Source organism: Streptomyces sp. NPDC005408 (genome assembly GCF_040606445.1).
GTDB lineage: Bacteria > Actinomycetota > Actinomycetes > Streptomycetales > Streptomycetaceae > Streptomyces.
This window is the reverse complement of record NZ_JBEXEX010000065.1, coordinates 1-16,527: the sequence shown is the minus strand read 5'-3', so window position 1 is coordinate 16,527 and position 16,527 is coordinate 1. Positions and strand designations below refer to the sequence as shown.

The window sequence follows — 16,527 nt, the reverse complement described above, 5'->3', positions numbered from 1 at the left end:
GCCGAACGGGGGTCGGCGGCCGCAGGCCCACCCTTGAGGAACAGGAAAGGATTCCCATGGCGACGGCGACAACGGTGCCGACGGCGGGTGGCATGGATGCCGGTACGTACGAGGTGCTGCGCGACCGGCTCGGTGCGCACGCCACTGAGCTGGCCCGGCGCGCCGAGACCCTCAACTCGACGCGCATCGCGGAGTTCGGCTCCACAGAGCTCGCCCTCACCGGCGCCGAGCGCGTGCGTACGGAGCAGACCTGCGTACCCCGTGACCTCGTTGCCGTCGGTGACACGCTGCTCGTCGCCTGCCACACCGCCGGTGTGCGGCAGGAGACCGCGATCGATGACGTGTTCTTCCTGTACGACCGTGACTTGAACCGTCTTCCCCACGACGCGGCGCCCGGTCTCCTCGACGACCCGGACTTCGTAAGGGAGTTCGCCGCACTGCACCGCTATTTCCAGGGCGCACGGCTCCTCCAGCTGCGCCATGCCGAGGGCAAGCTGCTGGCCGTCTTCCAAACCGGCGCTGAGGCCGACGACATCCGCGTCCTGCGCTGGTCCCTCTCCCCATCCGGCGAGGCGCGGTTCCTCGACGCCCGGGGTGAGCGCGACCACGTCTTCCCGGCTTCGCACGACTTCGCGTGGGTGGAGACGACACGTGAGGATCATGTTCCGGGCCGGCGCCCGCACATCTCCATCGCCGACGGCGGCCTCCTCGTCTCGACGGTCGGCGGCACCCTCACCGTGAAGAGCGGTGAGGACGTCGTCCACAGCGAGCCGGTCGAAGAGCCGCTCCAGTCCCTCGCCGACGCAGAGGTGGCGTACGCGACCGTCGGCGCCCTGGTCCTGCTGCGTGTCCGCCCCTACAAGGAGGAGACCTGGCGGACTCTGGTCTTCAACGCGGTCACGAAAACCGTGGTCCGGCTGGACGGCATCGGCCGGTCCTGCCGTCGGCTGCCGGACGACCAGGGCATCGTCTTCCCCGGTGGCTACTGCCTGGCCACGGGCGCGGTGAGGACCTTCGACGCGGACACGACTGACCTGGAGTTCGAGCGGGCCGTCCGGTCGCCGAACGGCGAGGACGTGCTGTTCGCTTTCCACGCCCGGGCCGCGGGCCGCACGCTCCTGCTGTCGTACAACGTGATCCGCGAGGAGGTTGCCGCCCCACTTGCCTGCCATGGCTACGCGCTCTTCGACGACGGCACGCTCATCGCGCTGCGCGCCGAGTCCGAGGAGCCGGCACGCGTCCACTCCGTGCAGGTGTGGCGGACCCCGTACGTCTCCGACACGCACGCGGCCGCCGTCCAGGCCGACAGCAGCACAGGGCCGCTCGTCCGCATCGGCAACGCCGACCTCGTACGCGGCATCTCCGACTGCCTGGCCATCGCCCGCCAAGTCTCCGACACCGCCCCCACGGGCGAGATGTACGAGACGCTGGCCGCTGCCTGCGTGCGGGCTGCCGACCGCTTCCACTGGCTGGGTGACGCGGACACCGGAGACCTGCGCGGCCCGCTGGAGGAGGTACGGGTAACCGCGGAGCAGGTGCTGAAGGAGTTCGAGACCGTACAGGCCCTCACCCATCGGGCCGCCGAGGCGCTCACGGAGTCCACCGAGAGCCTTCAGCACCTGGTGCGGCGCATCCGCGGCGAGGCGCCCACCAGCGCCGAGGAGTGGATCGCGCGCATTACCCAACTGCGCCGGGCCCAGGGGCGTCTGGTGACCCTGAAGGAGATGCGGTACGCGGACACGGAGGCCGTCGAAGCACTCGTCGAACAGGCCGGGGCCCACATCGCCGCCACCGCGCAGCGCGCGGTCGCCTTCCTCCGGCGCGAGGGCGCCTTCGCCGGCCACCAGAGCGAGGTCGAAAGCCTCACGGCCGATGCCGAGGCCATCACCACGGTTGCCGAGGCCGCCACCATCACCGGGCGGCTGGACGAGCGGACGTTCGAACTGCAGGCACTCACCGAGGTCGTCGCCGGCCTCGACATCGGGGACGCCACCGTGCGTACCGCAATTCTGGAGCGGATCGCCGAGGTGCTTGGCGGCCTGAACCGGATACGCGCATCCCTCGCCGCCCGGCGCCGCGAGCTCCTCGACCAGGAGGGGCGGGCGGCGTTCGTGGCCGAGTTCGCGCTGCTCGGCCAGTCGGTCATCGGCGCGCTGGCGGCGGCCGACACCCCCGAGACCTGCGAAACCCAGCTCGCCCGGCTGCTCCTGCACCTGGACAACCTGGAGTCGCGCTTCGCCGACCACGACGGCTTCCTCGCCGAGATCGCGGACAAGCGCGCCGAGATCAACACCGCCTTCTCGGGCCGCAAGCAGACGCTGCAGGACGCCCTCGCCCGCCGCGCCGAGCGCCTAGCCGAATCGGCCGTACGCTTCCTGGAGACGATCGCCCGCCGGGCGTCCACCCTGGACAGCCTCGACGCGGTCAACACCTACTTCGCCTGCGACCCCATGGCCGCCAAGGTCCGCCGTAGCGCCGATGCACTGCGCGACCTGGGTGACCAAGTACGGGCCGAAGAGCTGGAGGGACGGCTGAAGGCCGCCCGCCAGGAGGCCGGGCGCGCACTGCGGGACCGTGCCGAACTGTTCACGGACGGCGGCGACACGATCCGTCTGGGCGCGCACCGGTTCGCCGTGAACACCCAGCCTCCAGAACTCACGCTCGTGCCGCACGCGGCCGGGGGAATGGCTCTCGCGCTGACCGGCACCGACTACCGCTCGCCTGTCACCGACCCAGACTTCGCCGCCACACACCCGTACTGGGACCAGCTGCTCCCGTCCGAGAACGCCGATGTCTACCGGGCGGAATACCTCGCCGCGCGGTTGCTCCTCGAGCACGGCGCCGAGGCTCTGGCAGAAGCCGACCTTCCAGCTCTCGCCCGGGAGGCGGCCGAGGCCGCCTACGACGAGGGATACGAGCGCGGCGTCCACGACCAGGACGCAGCGGCCATTCTGAACGTGGTGCTGAGGCTGCGCGAGGCGGCCGGGCTGCTGCGCTACCCGGCCGCCGCCCGGGCCGCTGCCCAGCTGTTCTGGGCCCACGGGACGACGGCTGAGGCCCGTGAGGCGTGGGCGGGCGAGGCCGCGTCGCTGGTGCGGGCGCGGAAGACGTTCGGGACAGCACCGGCGCTGGACGCGCTGCACACCGAGATTGCCGGTGCGGGAGCTCTGACCGGCCTTGGCGCCGAGTACCTGGTCGAGGAACTGGCCTTGGGCGAATCTTTCGCGACAAGCCGAGCGGCCGGCACGCTGCTCGACAAGTTCCACCGGGCGGCGGGCTCGTCACCGTACGCCGAAGACGTACACGCTCGTCTCGCGGTAGGCGACTCGGGAGCCGCGCACCGGCTGGTCGAGGGCTGGCTCGTCTCGTACGCCGCCTCCTGCGGAGAGGTCGTGGACTCCGGTGACCTGGCCGAGGCCGTCGCGATCGAGATCTGCCCGGACCTTGCACGATACGACGTGGACCAGACGCTCAGCGCCCCGGCCGACGGCCTGTTGGGCACGCACCCGAGGATCGACCGGCGCACCCTGACCGTGCGACTGGACGAATTCCTCGCCAGGACAGGCGATTTCGCCCAGCGGGTGGTCCCCGGCTTCCGCGCCTACCAGCACCGGAGAAGCAACCTCATCGCCACCGAGCGGACCCGACTGCGCCTGGACGAATACCGTCCGCGCGTCATGTCCTCGTTCGTACGCAACCGGCTCGTCGACGAGGTCTATCTGCCGCTCATCGGCGACAACCTGGCCAAGCAGCTCGGAGCCGCCGGGGACGGCAAGCGGACCGACAACAGCGGACTGCTGCTGCTCGTCTCGCCGCCCGGCTACGGCAAGACGACCCTCATGGAATACGTCGCCGACCGCCTCGGCCTGCTCCTCGTGAAGGTCGACGGACCGGCCCTCGGCCACGGCGTCACCTCCCTGGATCCGGCAGAGGCACCGGACACCACCGCAGGCCTGGAGATCGAGAAGATCAACTTCGCGCTGGCGGCAGGGAACAACGTCCTGCTGTACCTGGACGACATCCAGCACACCTCACCGGAGCTGCTGCAGAAGTTCATCCCACTGTGCGATGCCACCCGCACTGTGGGCGGCCACGACCTGCGCGGCAAACGCTTCGCGGTCTGTATGGCGGGCAACCCCTACACCGAGTCCGGGCAGCGCTTCCGCATCCCCGACATGCTCGCCAACCGCGCCGACGTGTGGAACCTCGGCGACGTCCTGACCGGCAAGGAGGACGTCTTCGCGCTCAGCTTCATCGAGAACGCCCTCACTTCCCACCCGGTCCTCGCTCCTCTCGGTGGACGGGACCGCGCCGACCTCGACGTGCTCGTCCGTCTCGCGGCCCAAGACCCCACCGCCCGCCGCGACCTGCTCGCGCACCCGTACGCACCCGCCGAGCTCGACCGGATCCTCGCCGTACTGCGCCATCTGCTCACCGCCCGCGAGACGATCCTCTCGGTCAACGGGGCGTACATCGCCTCCGCCGCCCAGCCCGACGCCACGCGCACCGAACCGCCCTTCCAGCTCCAGGGCTCGTACCGCAACATGAACAAGATCGCGGCGCGCGTATCCCCGGTCATGAACGACACCGAGCTGGCGGCAGTGATCGACGACCACTACACGGGCGAGGCACAGACCCTCGCCACCGGAGCCGAGGCCAATCTGCTCAAGCTGGCCGCGCTGCGCGGGACGATCACCGAGGAACAGGCTGCCCGCTGGGCCACCATCACCTCGGCATACAACCGAGCCCAGGCCATCGGTGGCTACGGCGACGACGCCCTGGGCCGGGCGGTGGCCGCGCTCGGTCTGCTGGCGGATCGGGTCGCAGCCGTCGAAACCGCCATCACGCGGGCACGAAAGCCCGCCCCTGCTGAGCCGATCGCGACCGACACGCGGGCCCGCCCGGAAGGCGACCCGGACCAATGACCCGTAGCCTGCACCTCAGGTGCGCCGGGAAGTCTGGTCGGCAAAAGGACTTTTCATGCCCTGGAGCCGCCCGATGCCGCATTCGCCGCCCCCACGCAGGACACATCACCGGTGGACACGGTTCCTCCGCAGACGCTCCCCCGCACCGGGCACTGTCGTCGTACGGCTGCGAGGCCAGATCGACTCGCGCACCGTCAAACGCAAAAGGCCGCCAAGCTCTACGCCCGCTGGGAGCACCTCGACGACAAGGAGCGTGAGCGGCTGCTGAAGCTGACCGAGGGCGGCAAGGACTCGCCGGCCTTCGCCGCTGAGCTCATGACGCACCTCAGCTATGGAGGCCGCGACCAACAGGAGGCCGTGCTCCTGCTCGCCGGCAGCCTGGAGGCCGGCGGTCGCGACGGTCAGGTCTCCGGCACCGACGCCCGCCTCTACAAGGCGCTGTCCGGCACCCTGGCCACCGCCACCGGCCCCGATTCCCCGATTGGCTCCCCCCGGTGGCGTCACCGCCGCCTGGACCGACAAGCTCATCACCACCGCCCGCGACGGCAACGGCCTGCCCGACCGGCACCCCGGCCAGGTCAAGGGTGGCTCCGCGGGTCTGAACGCCCTCACCCACCTGATGGCCGCCGATGCCGGTGACCCGGCCTACGACCCGGACGACAAGAAGTCCTCCCCGTACGACAAGGACAAGGACGACCCGCGCTACAGCGAAGCCTTCCTGACCGAGGTCGCCGACACCGTCCGCGAGTGGGAGACGGACAACGATGACGCCTACGACGGCGTCATGAAGAACTGGCAGGGCACGCAGGAGGACCCGATGAAGGGCCTGCTGAACGCCATGAGCCGCAACCCCTCCGCCGCCACCCACTACTTCGACCCGAACACCACGGACAACCTCAAGTACTTCCTGGAGGACCGTGACTGGCCGGGCGGCGACGTCGAGGACAAGATGCCCGACGAGTTGAAGCGCACCTCGGCCCGCACCGAGTTCGGCGCCGCGCTGGAGGCCGCGGCCACTGGCCGCGAGCCGGGCAGCCCGCTGCACGGCGTACCCGCCCACCACGACGGCGCGGAGACCGCGATCTTCGAGCGGACCGTCAAGGAGTACAGCGGCGACGAGGCGCCGAAGAACCAGAGCGCAGTGCCCCTGTCCATGCGCACGAGCATGGGCAACATGATCGGGGACTATGCCTCGGACGTGCACCAGATTCTCGGCAAGAACATGGACGGGCGCACCGAGTTCAACGACCTCGCCATCGACCGGGGCGACCTCACCCGCGTCATCCGCGGCGTCGCCGAGGATCCCAAGGCGTTCGGTGTCATCCACCACTCGCAGAGCGTGGTCATCGCCGAGGGGATGAACCGCTTCCCGGAGGACTCGTTGCGCAAGGAGGACCCCGAGCTGCGCTCCTGGATCAAGCAGTCCTCGTCGGTGCTCGGCCACCTCGACGGCGTGCGCGGCGACGTCATCTACGACCTCGGCCAGCCGCAGAAGGACGCCAACGGCTGGAACAAGATGATGAACTACCACGTCATCGGCGCACCCTTGACGGCCATTCCCATCGCCGGCGACGCGATCCAGCGCTCGGTCGACGTCGGCACGGCCGCGTACATGAACGACCTCAACGCCAAGGTCGACGCGGAGACCCGCAACAACATGGTCAACCACTACGAAAACGGCGAGAACCAGATGTACGCCATGATGCGCAAGATGGCGATGGAGAAGGGCCTCAGCCAGGACGAGCTGGACCTGAGCCCGGGGGAGTACGAGGACGGTCTCCAGCCGACGGCGGAGCAGTGGTATCAGGCAGGCATCAAGGACGCCGACATGAAGATGGGCGAGCGATGAACAGGAAGCACCTCGTGTTGCCAGCGGCGCTCGCCGTCTGCGGGGCGGCCTTGACGCTCACGCTGTGGTTCGACGGCGAAGAGCCGGAGCCACCGCGCCGCCTGTGCTTCGGGACCCTCGACGAGCGGACCGCCGGGCTCGTCGACGACGGGAAGGGCGAGCGTGTTGACATCAAGGAGTTCGAGCGGAAGGGGCAGGGCGACCATGCCATCTTCCGCTCGTGCCTCGCCCAGCGGGCCGACGCGGACAGTGGCACGACCCGGGGCGTCTACTCCTTGATCACCGAGGACACGAAGGCGCTCCCCGGCCCGCCGAAGGGCGCCGTACCGGTCGACGGCGGCCCGCCGCTCGTTTGGGCGAGCCCCACCGAGGCGGTCGCCCAGCTCCCGGCCGGTTGCCCTCGGCGCCTGGGCTCGACCGCGCCGTACGTCACCGTCACGCTGAAGGTATCCACGCAGGTGGAGCGGGAGCTCGAGCAGAGCAGATAGGGGCAGCGGACCGGCAGGCTGCCCTGCGTAACGCCGCCGCCGTGGTGCGGGAGAGCGCGGCCAATCTTGCCCGCAGCCACGGCTGCGCGGAGGGCCAGGCAGGCTGAGGGTCGGTCCGGGGCCGTTGCGCGCACGCTCCCTGCAGTCTTCGGCTCTGGTGCCGCGACTGGCCTCCGGCCGTCCATGGCCTCGGTCACGTCAGTAGCGGCCGAAAGAACCGATGACGATCACTCCTCGACGTACGAGCTCCTCGAGGTAAGCATTCGCGCGCAACGCCGATCCATAGGCCCACGATGTCCAAGCGCCATGGCGCTTCTCGGTAGTCCAGACACCTCAGGTCCGAGATGTGCCTGGCCACGCCGGAAGTTGACGCGTTGGAACGCAACAGCCGATCCGCAACGGAGGCAGCTGCAGCAACTTGCAGCGGATCGGCCCACAGCCCGCGTTCCTGTGCCAGGCTCACCCCGCTGCGTGAGCAGATGGCACAAAAGGGCCGTGTCCTCGCCGCGTCGGTGCACCATGAGCGGGGTTACGAGCGTGATCATCACGGCCGTGAGGGGTGCGAACTGCCTATGGCCGACGGTCGGGCGCCCGTCGAGCCAGGCGTTGATCCTCTCCTGATGGAGAAGTCTCGCTGGGGGCTACGGGGGACGCCCTTGTTCAGCGGGGAGGTGCGCCGCAGGTCGTCGCCAGGGCGGCTGAGCGGCTGAGCGCGATCGACAACCGGTCGCGGGGCACGCACAGTTCAACGGGACGTTCGAGAGCACCATCCAGGGTAGTGGCCCGATGGCTCCCGGGCGCCGCGCTGTCGTGCGAGGCCAGAAGCCGATCCGTGCACGGCATACCCGTGGCCGCTCCGGATCATGATGTGCTGTGCGGACGGCCTGCATTCAGGACCAACCCCGTTTGCTGAACATCCCGGTGGTCCCATCCGTATCTCTGGTTGCGTGCCGTGCCAGCCGCCGTGAAATGCCAACTCCCGTCGACATGAAGAAAGAGCTCTCTATGCCGAACCGGGAGGCATCATGCGTCCGAGCCGACGCGCAGCACCGTCCAGGGTTTCGATGCGGACCATCGTGATCATTGCTACCGCGTGCGCCGTTGTCGCCGCCGTTCTGATAGCGATCCGGGGCAGTGGCGGGGAAGCCTCGGCCGACCAGCTGAACGCGGGGCTGCCACAGCACAGCGGCGGCCACTACGACGCTTCAGACGCATCGGGGCAGAGCGCGCAGGGCGGGGTTCAGCCCGTGACACAGGTGGATCGCACCTTTCTGGTGAAGGTACGCCAAGCCGGGCTGTGGGAGATTCCGGCCGGACGGCTGGCCCAGACGCACGCATCCAGCGATGCCGTGCGGCGCGCGGGACTCCATCTCATCGACGGACACAGCAAACTCGACCAACTGGTCCGTGAGGATGCCAAGATCCTCGGCGTCGAGCTGCCGAACGAGGCCACGCCCGAGCAGCAAGGGTGGGTCAAGCAGCTCGACGAAGCCCAAGGGGACGAATTCGACCGTCTCTTCGCCAATCTGCTGCGCGCTTCGCACGGAAAGATCTTCGCGACCATCGGCGAGGTGCGGGCGGCGACCCAGAACGACCTGATCCGCCGTCATGCCCGCCAGGCCAACCAGACCGTCCTGGACCACATGGAAGTGCTGGAGGACACCGGCCTGGTCGACCCCAAGACGTTCCAGGAGGTCGAGGCCGCCGTCAGGCCGAAGTAGAAGACGGCGCCGGGACCGGGCATCGCCACCGGCTGGTGGCCGTCGCCCCGTCCTGCGGAGCGTGCACCCGTTCCAGGGCCCACCGGCACGTGAGAGACGAGCGGATTCCCGGGGCTGTTGAGCCCTGGCAATGGACCTTTGCACTGTGCAATGATGCGTGCGGGGGGCTGGTTGAAGGTCGGCCCCTGGACGGGAGCGGGCACTGGCACGGTGACGCAGCTTGAGTCCACATGACTGACCGTCACCGGCCTCCCCTGTTTGGGGAGTGCGAGGGCGGTCGCCGATCGGTGACATGCATTTCGGGTCGAGCCGCACGGTGGCACGATGATCCAGCTCTAGCCGCGGCGCGGCGAAGCATCCGTCCAGCCGAGCGGATACAAGCGGGCGTTCTCATCCGGAACCACCGGCTCTCCGCCCGCCTCGCTGAACGCCGTCAGCGCCCCGATCAGAGCAGTCCGCTGCTCCGGGGCGAGTCGTTCCACGATCGAGGCGATCTCCGCCCGCCGTCGCGCGGTGACGTCCTCGACCAGCCGATGGCCGTCATCGGTGAGCCGCAGCACCGTCTCGCGCCGGTTTTCGGGATTCGTCCGGCGATCCACCAGACCTGCCGAGACGAGCCGGTCGATCATGCGCATCGCCGTCGACGGCTTCACCCCGAGCAGGTCGGCGAGGGCCACGAGTTTGGCGGAGCCATGAGTCGACAGCACGACCAGAAGCCGGAACTGGGGAAGCGTGACGCGGTCCTCGACGGCTGCCAGCGAGCGGGCAGACACCGCCACCAGCAGCCGCGACGCGGTCAGCACCGCGCGCGTGACGGCGTCGACGTCGTTCACGCTCTCTGCCTGCGCGCCTCGGGGCTCGGTCATACCTCTTTCTACCGCGCCGCTTGATCATGCCGGCATCGTGGTTGCCCATTTGACGTGCCCTTGACTCTTCGCGATAGCGCAGCAGAAGCATGGCGGCATCGTCGTGGGCCGGTCCGGCAGCATGGTGCGCCAAGTCCTTGCGCAGCGCCTCCAGCGCGGCCTCCGGGTCGGGGTCATTCAGGAGATGGGCGCGCTCACCCAGGGGGTAGAAGCTGCCCTCCTGGTTGCGGGCCTCGGTGACTCCGTCGGTGTAGAGGAGCAGCTGGTCTCCCGGTCCGATGTCAATCCGGCCGTGAAGGGAGGGTGCTTCGGACACGGCGGACTCCCTCGGTGTTCGGTCGTGGGCGCAACGCGCCCCCAGGCGCCGACTCGCCAGGTCTCGATTGGGTCGCATTTGTGGGTTCATTGACCGCCCCCCTCAACTTACGTTGAGACTATGCAAAGGTTTCACTGTCGAACCATTATCCCCTGCGTCGCGTTACCGAACCGAGGTCAAGCGCCCCGCCCTCCCACCGCACGAAAGGACGAATCCTTGTCCTCCCCGCCACCCGTTTCACCCCGCCCGCAGGTCCCGGCAGGCTTGAAGCGCTTCCTGTTCAGGATCCCGATCCACATGTACCGATTCGGGCTGGGCCCACTCTTCGGCAAGCGGCTGCTGCTGCTCATCCACACCGGTCGCGTATCGGGAGAGGACCGCCGTGTCGTCATAGAGGTCGTCGAGCGCGACGCGGAAAAGGGAAGCTGGACGGTGGCCTCGGGCTTCGGCCCCAAGGCGGACTGGTACCGGAATCTGCGCGACACTCCTCAGGCCACCATCCAGGTCGGTCGTCGGTATCACGCGGTGACGGCACGGTTCATCCCGGCCAGGGAAGGGGGCTGGATCATGGTCCGCTACGCCACCGCGCACCCGAGGGTCGCCCGCCGCCTCTGCTCGTACATGGGGTTCCAGGTCGACGGCAGCCCAGACAGCTATCGGAAAGCCGGTGAAGAGATTCCTTTCGTGCGTTTTGACGAGGCCGGGTTCCACTGACGCAGATTCTTCAGCTGTGTTGCGGCGAACAACCATGATCGGGCGAGATCACCGCGGCGTGTGTGACCCGGGGCCGGCGGAGGTGTTCTCCATCGCTTCGCGTCTGCTTGGTAGCGGGTGCGATGGACCTGTCGGCGGGCCGCATCGAGGCGGTGGCGGACCTGGTCGTGGCCGACTGGCTCACTCGGGCTGCTCCGGGGGCACGCCGGGTGCCAGGGCTGTGCGCGGGCGCTCACCTGCTCGCAGCCGCCGGAATACTTGACGGTCTTTCGGCCACTACGCACTGGCTCACCGCCGAGCAGCTCGCCGCCGACATGCAAACTCGACCTGACCGACATCAAGTGGGACCTGGGCCGCTTCGGCAAGCTTCACGTGCGTCACGGCAAGGGCGCCCGCGGCTCGGGCCCGCGTGAGCGGATGGTGCCGCTGATCAACGGTGCCGACCGCACGCTGAGGTGGTTCATCGAGGATGTCTGGGGCCAGTTCGACGACGACCACACCCGACCCGGTGCCCCGCTGTTCCCGTCCGAGCGCAAGAACTCCGACGGCTCCTCGCGCAGGGGCGGCGACGACGCGTTGCGCAACGGCCTGGCCGCCGCGGCCAGCTGGGCCGACACGCTCAGGCCGCACGTCCTGCGGCACTTCTGCGCGTCCGAGCTCTACTTCGGAGGGCTTGATCTGCTCGGGATCCAAGAGGTCCTCGGTCATTCCCTGGATCGCCACGACGATGCGGTACATCCACGTCCAGCAGACCCGGGTCGAGGACGCCTGGGTGACCGGGCAGCAGCGGGCCGCGAAGCGGCTGGAAGGACTGATGGGATGAAGTGGAACCTGCGGTTGACAGCCGCGAACAAAGGGATCTGGAAGGCGTCCGAGCTCCAGCGGAGCCTGGCTGAGCACGGCTTGGTGATCTCGGCCGGGAAGATGTCCGGCCTGTGGTCCGGCCAGCCGGTCTCCCTCAAGCTGGAGGACCTGGACGTGATCTGCGTCGTGCTCGGCTGCGAGATCGGCGATCTGTTGATTCCCGAGCCCGGGAGTGTCAGGCCCAGGTCAGCAGGCTGGCGTTCAGGAGGTCACGACCGGCTCGGTGGTGACCCCGGCCGTCGTGCCCAAGCGCCGCGACGGCCGTTCGTTGCCGCCGATGTGATCTTGTCACCATCACTATGGGGAAGATCAGCGAGAGCCAGCTGGCTGCCTCTTGCTCGGGCTGCTTCGCCTGGGGGCAGTTGCCCGGCCGGTTCTGCCGCGGCTGTTATACCTACGGCCAACAACACGCCGTCGGCGAGTGCGTCGGCTGTCGGCGGCAGGTCCCGGTCGATGACAAGTACGGCTACTGCCGCCTCTGTCGGGCTCAGGCGACCTGAGAGATCAAGGCCAGTGGCAAGGCTTCGGTGATCGAGCCGTACTTACGGCAGGTGACCTGCGAGCAGCTGTTCTTCGCGAACCTCCAGCGGCCCAAGAACGGTGGCCGCGGGTCGGCAAGGCCGGGCGACGCCTGCCGAAACCACCGCCACTTCCCGAACCGCGTCGCCCGACCACGCCATCGACGCAGCTGACGCTGTTCACCGCCGCTCGGGACTTCCACCGGTTCGACCGGGTACTCCACGTCGACCTGGCCAATCCCTGGCTGATCCGGGCCCGGCAAGCCGCTCGGGCGCTGGGAGAGGCCCGCGGCTGGAGCCGCTGGATCACCGGCGACGTGAACCGAGCCCTGGTCATCGTGCTGTCCGGCTTCCGCGAAGGCGAGTCGATTCGATACTCGGAGCTCTTCCCGGCCCTGCGTGTCCGTGGGCTTCCCGTCGTGCGGATCGCCGAAGTCCTGGACCGTCTTGGCATATTCGTCGATGACCGTGCCCCTGCCGTCGACCGGTGGTTGGAACGAAAACTCGACAGGATGTCCCCGGGCATCCATCGCGCCGTCGAAGCCTGGGTTCGCACTCTCCTCGACGGTGGCCCGCGGTCCGAGCCTCGCTCCCGGAATACGACCTGGGCCTACCTGGGTGAGATCCAGCCGGTGTTGCTGGAGTGGTCCAGCCGCTACGACCACCTGCGAGAGGTCATCCGTGAGGACATCATCGCGGCCCGGGACGCTGTCACCGGCAAACAGCGCGAAAGCCGGATCGTCGCACTGCGGTCATTGTTCCGACACGCGAAGAAGAACGGCCAGGTCTTCCGCAACCCGACGATCCGCATCCGTGTCCCCCGACAGACCGGCGGCGTCCTCCAGGCTCTTGTCCAGGCAAACATCGACGAAGCCATCGCCAGCGCCACCACCCCAGACATCCGGCTCATCATCGCCCTGGCCGCCGTCCATGCAGCGCGGCCGAAGATGATCCGCACCATGCGCAGCTGGACGACGTCGACCTGAGTATCCGGCGCATCACCGTCGGCGGACACGTCCGCCCACTCGACGACCTCACCCACCGAGCGGTCCTGGACTGGCTCGACCACCGCCGCAACCGCTGGCCGAACACGGCCAACCCCCACCCGCTGATCACCTAGAAGACCGCCGTCGAACTCGGCCCGGCCGGCAAGATCTGGACCACCCGCGCCACCCTCAACCTCACCGCCACCCTCGAACGGCTCCGCGTCGACCGCCAGCTCGAAGAAGCCCTCACCCACGGCGTCGACCCGCTCCACCTCGCCCTCGTTTTCGGCATCGACGAGAAGACAGCCATCCGCTACGCGGACTCAGCACGCGTGCTTTTGGGAGAAGCTGCCGAGCAGGCATCACAGTGAAATCCACTCGACCTGCTCAACCCACTGACGAGACCATGGCCAGATGCCGTCGACCGAACCAGCAGCCCGCGAACTTCAGGACCGTGCCGTTCTCTGGAGGATGGGCGAAATCCGCGCAATCGACGTCGTCACTGCTGCCTGTGATGCACTCGTTTCCGGCCTCGACACTCCTGCTCTGCGGATCCTGGCCGCGTGCACACGCGCGGAGGCGGATTACGACGTCCCCGACCTCCTTCCCCCGAGCACTCGACGAACTGGACCTCACCTTCCACCCAATGGGCAGCGTTGCCGGACAGGAAGCCGCCGCACGAGCACTTGCCGCCCGGATGCTGGCCGACCAGCTGACACCACGCGAGCTGGCCTTCCGGATCCACCAGCGTTTCGGTCACGAGCTGCCCTTGGTCGAACGACTTGCCAACCTGGACGACGAGCACGCCTCCGGCATCGAGCAGTCTTGCAGTGTCAGACGTTCCCGGTAAGGTCCCCGCGATGCTGTGAGCCGGTGTTGGAGGAAATATGGCGAGACGGATGCGTGACGAGGCGTTCCGGATAGAGCAGGAGCAGGGGCGCTACGCCCCCCACGTACGTCCGATCAACGAGATGGTCGACTCCTTGCGCGACCAGGACGGGCGTGGCTGGATGCCGCACGTCGCCCCCTGGCACGGGGGAGCGGAGGCGCGCGCCCTGTCGATCCTGCGGGACCCGGGCCCCAAGACGCAGGAGGGTGTCGGCTCCGGGTTTCTGTGCGTGGAGAACGACGATCCGACAGCGGAGCTTCAGGTCCAGCTCTTCGAGGGGGCGGGAATCGCCTCGCGAGACGTTACTCCCTGGAACGCCTACCCCTGGTACATCAACCGCTCGCCGAAGGCGGCCGAGCTTCAGGCCGGCGTCGAGGTCCTGAAGCAGCTGCTGGGGTTGATGCCGAAGGTCGAGGTCGTGCTTCTCCAGGGCAGCGAAGCCCAGGACGCGTGGCGCCGCCTACTCAAGACACACCCCGGAGCTGTCCGTGAACGGAGTCTGAAGGTGGTCAGCACCTACCACCCGGGACGGCAGGCTCTCTTCGTGCGAGACCCGGATGAACGCGCCCGCCGCGCACAGCACAGAGTCGACTCCTGCCAGACCGTCGGTGACGTGCTCCGTGGGGAGGGCGGACAACTGTAGAGCTCGGCCGTGTCGGCGCGGACCAGGCCCTGACCGGTGTGCCCGCCGGCGCGACGTCGGGGAACTCCGGCGGTTTGGGCTAGGGTGCGGCGTCCGGGTTAGCGGGGTCGGTATGGCGGCGGGCGCCGAGGGAGCTGAGTTCGAAGGTAAGCCGTCCGAGCGCGACCAGGGTTCCCGGCCACGGCTTCCTCGCGACGCTCCAGCGCGGCTGATGCCCGGCCGTCGGTCCCGGGCGCGGGCCTGCGAACCTGGCTGTCTATCGTATCCACGGTGACCTGGATCAAGAAGAAACCCACCACCGACGGCGACGACCGGGGCCTGTCCGCAAAGGCGTTCGCCGCACTCCTCTTTGGCGCCTTCGCCGTCGTGGCCGGCTGCGCGCTCGTCGGCGGCTGGGCCGGACTCATCGGTATCGCGGTGACCGCGGTGCTCCTCACCACCTTCGGAGCCACCCGCCTGTAACCCCTGCCCTCCTCTCGCGAGGCGATTCTCAGAGAATCGCCGTGCGCGACGATCGTCACGCACGGCTACATGCCACCTGGCCGCAGCTTCGGGAGCGGACCCCGGAATCGGAGTCGGCGCTACCGCTAGTCGCTGTTCCGATGTTCCATACGGCGGGCGGGGTGCGGGCTTGGGGCGCCGCACCTGGCGGCCAGGGCCTCGGCTCCGGCGCTCTACCGTGCCGCGGCCTTGGGGCGGTCCTCGGCGTCCCGCGCGAGGTAGCGGCACCGCCCGCACACGCCGGCCGGCTCGCGACGCCGGACCGCCTGCTGGTTCAGACGTTCCAGAACACCACCCTGCCCAAGGTTCAGGCCATCGCAGGGGTCGAGGGCGTGGCGCTGCTCATCGACCGAGCCAAGGGGCGGGGCAGTGTGGGCGCGCTCTACGCCGATCGGGCCGCGCTGGTGGCTTCCCGGGGTAAGCAGTCAGCGGTCCGTGGCGAAGCGGTCGCGAAAACGGGGGTGACCATGCGCAGCCTTGAGGAGTTCGAGGTGGTCATGGTCGAGCGCGTGTAGGCATGGGGCCCTTGGGTGGGCATGTCTGTCCATCCCCCGAGCACCGGGTGGGGAAATTTAAGGCTCTGGCCGCACGCAGACGACGAGGTAGAAACGGCGATCCGGCATGTACACGCAGGCCGAACGTGGCTCGACCCCGTGGTCCAGGCCCGTCTGGTCTCCGCCGTCCGGTCCGGCGAGACCTCGGTGCCGGCAGCGTCCCGGGCTCAGGGTCCGGCACAGCAGGGGTCCGGCACGCTTCCCGACGGACTGACACCACGGGAGGCCGAAGTGCTCACCCTCATCGCACAAGGCCTCACCAACCCGGAGATCTGTGCCCAGCTCATGGTGAGCCCAGCGACGGTGAAGACGCACATCAACCGCATCTTCGCGAAGATCGGCGCAACGGACCGCGCCCAGGCCGTGGGCTACGCCTACCGGAACAACGTGGTCGACAGCGGCTGAGAGTGCACTGACGGACTGCATTCCCATTCGCGGGAATGCGACGCGAGGCATGTCCGACATCACTGCGGCCATCGGCGCGTGCCAGGTGAGGATTGCTGCGGCCTCCTCTGGGATTCCTGTGGGGCGCTTGCCCTCTGCGTAGGCGCACACCAGCGCGTAGCGGCCCTCCCGGTCCTCCCTCTGGTACCCGTACGGGTCTGTCAAACGAGCGGTGTAACTGGGGTTGTTGGTTACTGACGGGCTGCTGAGAGTCGGCCGTCGAAGGTGATGTCGAAAGCGTTCAGCGCG

Annotated in this window: 12 protein-coding genes and 3 pseudogenes; 13 read left to right on the top strand and 2 right to left on the bottom strand. The window is 68.6% G+C overall.

Annotated elements, in window-relative coordinates; all coding sequences use genetic code 11:
- The first annotated feature begins 56 nt into the window (after positions 1-56).
- From ABZS64_RS34830 to ABZS64_RS34815, 4 genes are all read left to right on the top strand, one after another.
- A complete protein-coding gene (locus ABZS64_RS34830; protein WP_355838309.1) occupies positions 57-4,925 on the top strand; it encodes a DNA repair ATPase in 4,869 nt (1,622 codons plus the stop codon).
- 481 nt (positions 4,926-5,406) lie between these two features.
- Positions 5,407-6,774 (top strand): DUF6571 family protein, encoded by a 1,368-nt coding sequence (locus ABZS64_RS34825; protein WP_355838307.1) that lies wholly within the window; start codon positions 5,407-5,409, stop codon positions 6,772-6,774.
- The gene (locus ABZS64_RS34820; RefSeq protein WP_355838305.1) at positions 6,771-7,262 is read left to right on the top strand and encodes a hypothetical protein; all 492 of its coding nucleotides are present in this window, start codon (positions 6,771-6,773) and stop codon (positions 7,260-7,262) included. The genes ABZS64_RS34825 and ABZS64_RS34820 overlap by 4 nt, the downstream gene beginning before the upstream one ends.
- Positions 7,263-8,326: 1,064 nt before the next feature.
- On the top strand, positions 8,327-8,983 hold the full coding sequence (locus tag ABZS64_RS34815; protein WP_355838303.1) for a DUF4142 domain-containing protein: 657 nt from the start codon (positions 8,327-8,329) through the stop codon (positions 8,981-8,983).
- A gap of 335 nt (positions 8,984-9,318) precedes the next feature.
- On the opposite strand, the gene ABZS64_RS34810 is transcribed toward ABZS64_RS34815, so the two are convergent.
- Complete coding sequence (locus ABZS64_RS34810; protein WP_355838301.1) at positions 9,319-9,849, bottom strand: MarR family transcriptional regulator; 531 nt, start codon at positions 9,847-9,849, stop codon at positions 9,319-9,321.
- A gap of 73 nt (positions 9,850-9,922) precedes the next feature.
- Positions 9,923-10,144 (bottom strand): annotated as a pseudogene (locus tag ABZS64_RS34805) (SpoIIE family protein phosphatase); the annotation flags it as partial.
- Between the two features lie 318 nt (positions 10,145-10,462).
- Here ABZS64_RS34805 and ABZS64_RS34800 point away from each other — a divergent pair.
- The 9 genes and pseudogenes from ABZS64_RS34800 (at position 10,463) to ABZS64_RS34760 (ending at position 16,239) form a co-directional block, all read left to right on the top strand.
- On the top strand, positions 10,463-10,879 hold the full coding sequence (locus ABZS64_RS34800; RefSeq protein ID WP_355838299.1) for a nitroreductase family deazaflavin-dependent oxidoreductase: 417 nt from the start codon (positions 10,463-10,465) through the stop codon (positions 10,877-10,879).
- A 117-nt stretch (positions 10,880-10,996) separates the two neighbouring features.
- Positions 10,997-11,530: pseudogene (locus ABZS64_RS34795) on the top strand (hypothetical protein); the annotation flags it as partial.
- A 168-nt stretch (positions 11,531-11,698) separates the two neighbouring features.
- Positions 11,699-12,026, top strand: a pseudogene (locus ABZS64_RS34790) (helix-turn-helix transcriptional regulator).
- Between the two features lie 573 nt (positions 12,027-12,599).
- Positions 12,600-13,247: a hypothetical protein gene (locus ABZS64_RS34785; protein WP_355838297.1), complete on the top strand. Its 648-nt coding sequence runs from the start codon at positions 12,600-12,602 to the stop codon at positions 13,245-13,247.
- Positions 13,248-13,893: 646 nt separating this feature from the next.
- On the top strand, positions 13,894-14,097 hold the full coding sequence (locus tag ABZS64_RS34780; protein ID WP_355838295.1) for a hypothetical protein: 204 nt from the start codon (positions 13,894-13,896) through the stop codon (positions 14,095-14,097).
- 37 nt (positions 14,098-14,134) lie between these two features.
- A complete protein-coding gene (locus tag ABZS64_RS34775; protein WP_355838293.1) occupies positions 14,135-14,779 on the top strand; it encodes a uracil-DNA glycosylase in 645 nt (214 codons plus the stop codon).
- Between the two features lie 270 nt (positions 14,780-15,049).
- Positions 15,050-15,241 (top strand): hypothetical protein, encoded by a 192-nt coding sequence (locus ABZS64_RS34770; protein WP_355838291.1) that lies wholly within the window; start codon positions 15,050-15,052, stop codon positions 15,239-15,241.
- A 140-nt stretch (positions 15,242-15,381) separates the two neighbouring features.
- On the top strand, positions 15,382-15,795 hold the full coding sequence (locus ABZS64_RS34765) for a hypothetical protein (RefSeq protein WP_355838289.1): 414 nt from the start codon (positions 15,382-15,384) through the stop codon (positions 15,793-15,795).
- A gap of 138 nt (positions 15,796-15,933) precedes the next feature.
- Positions 15,934-16,239 carry a response regulator transcription factor gene (locus tag ABZS64_RS34760; protein WP_355838287.1) on the top strand — a complete coding sequence of 102 codons (306 nt, stop codon included), beginning with the start codon at positions 15,934-15,936 and terminating at the stop codon, positions 16,237-16,239.
- Positions 16,240-16,527: the final 288 nt, after the last annotated feature.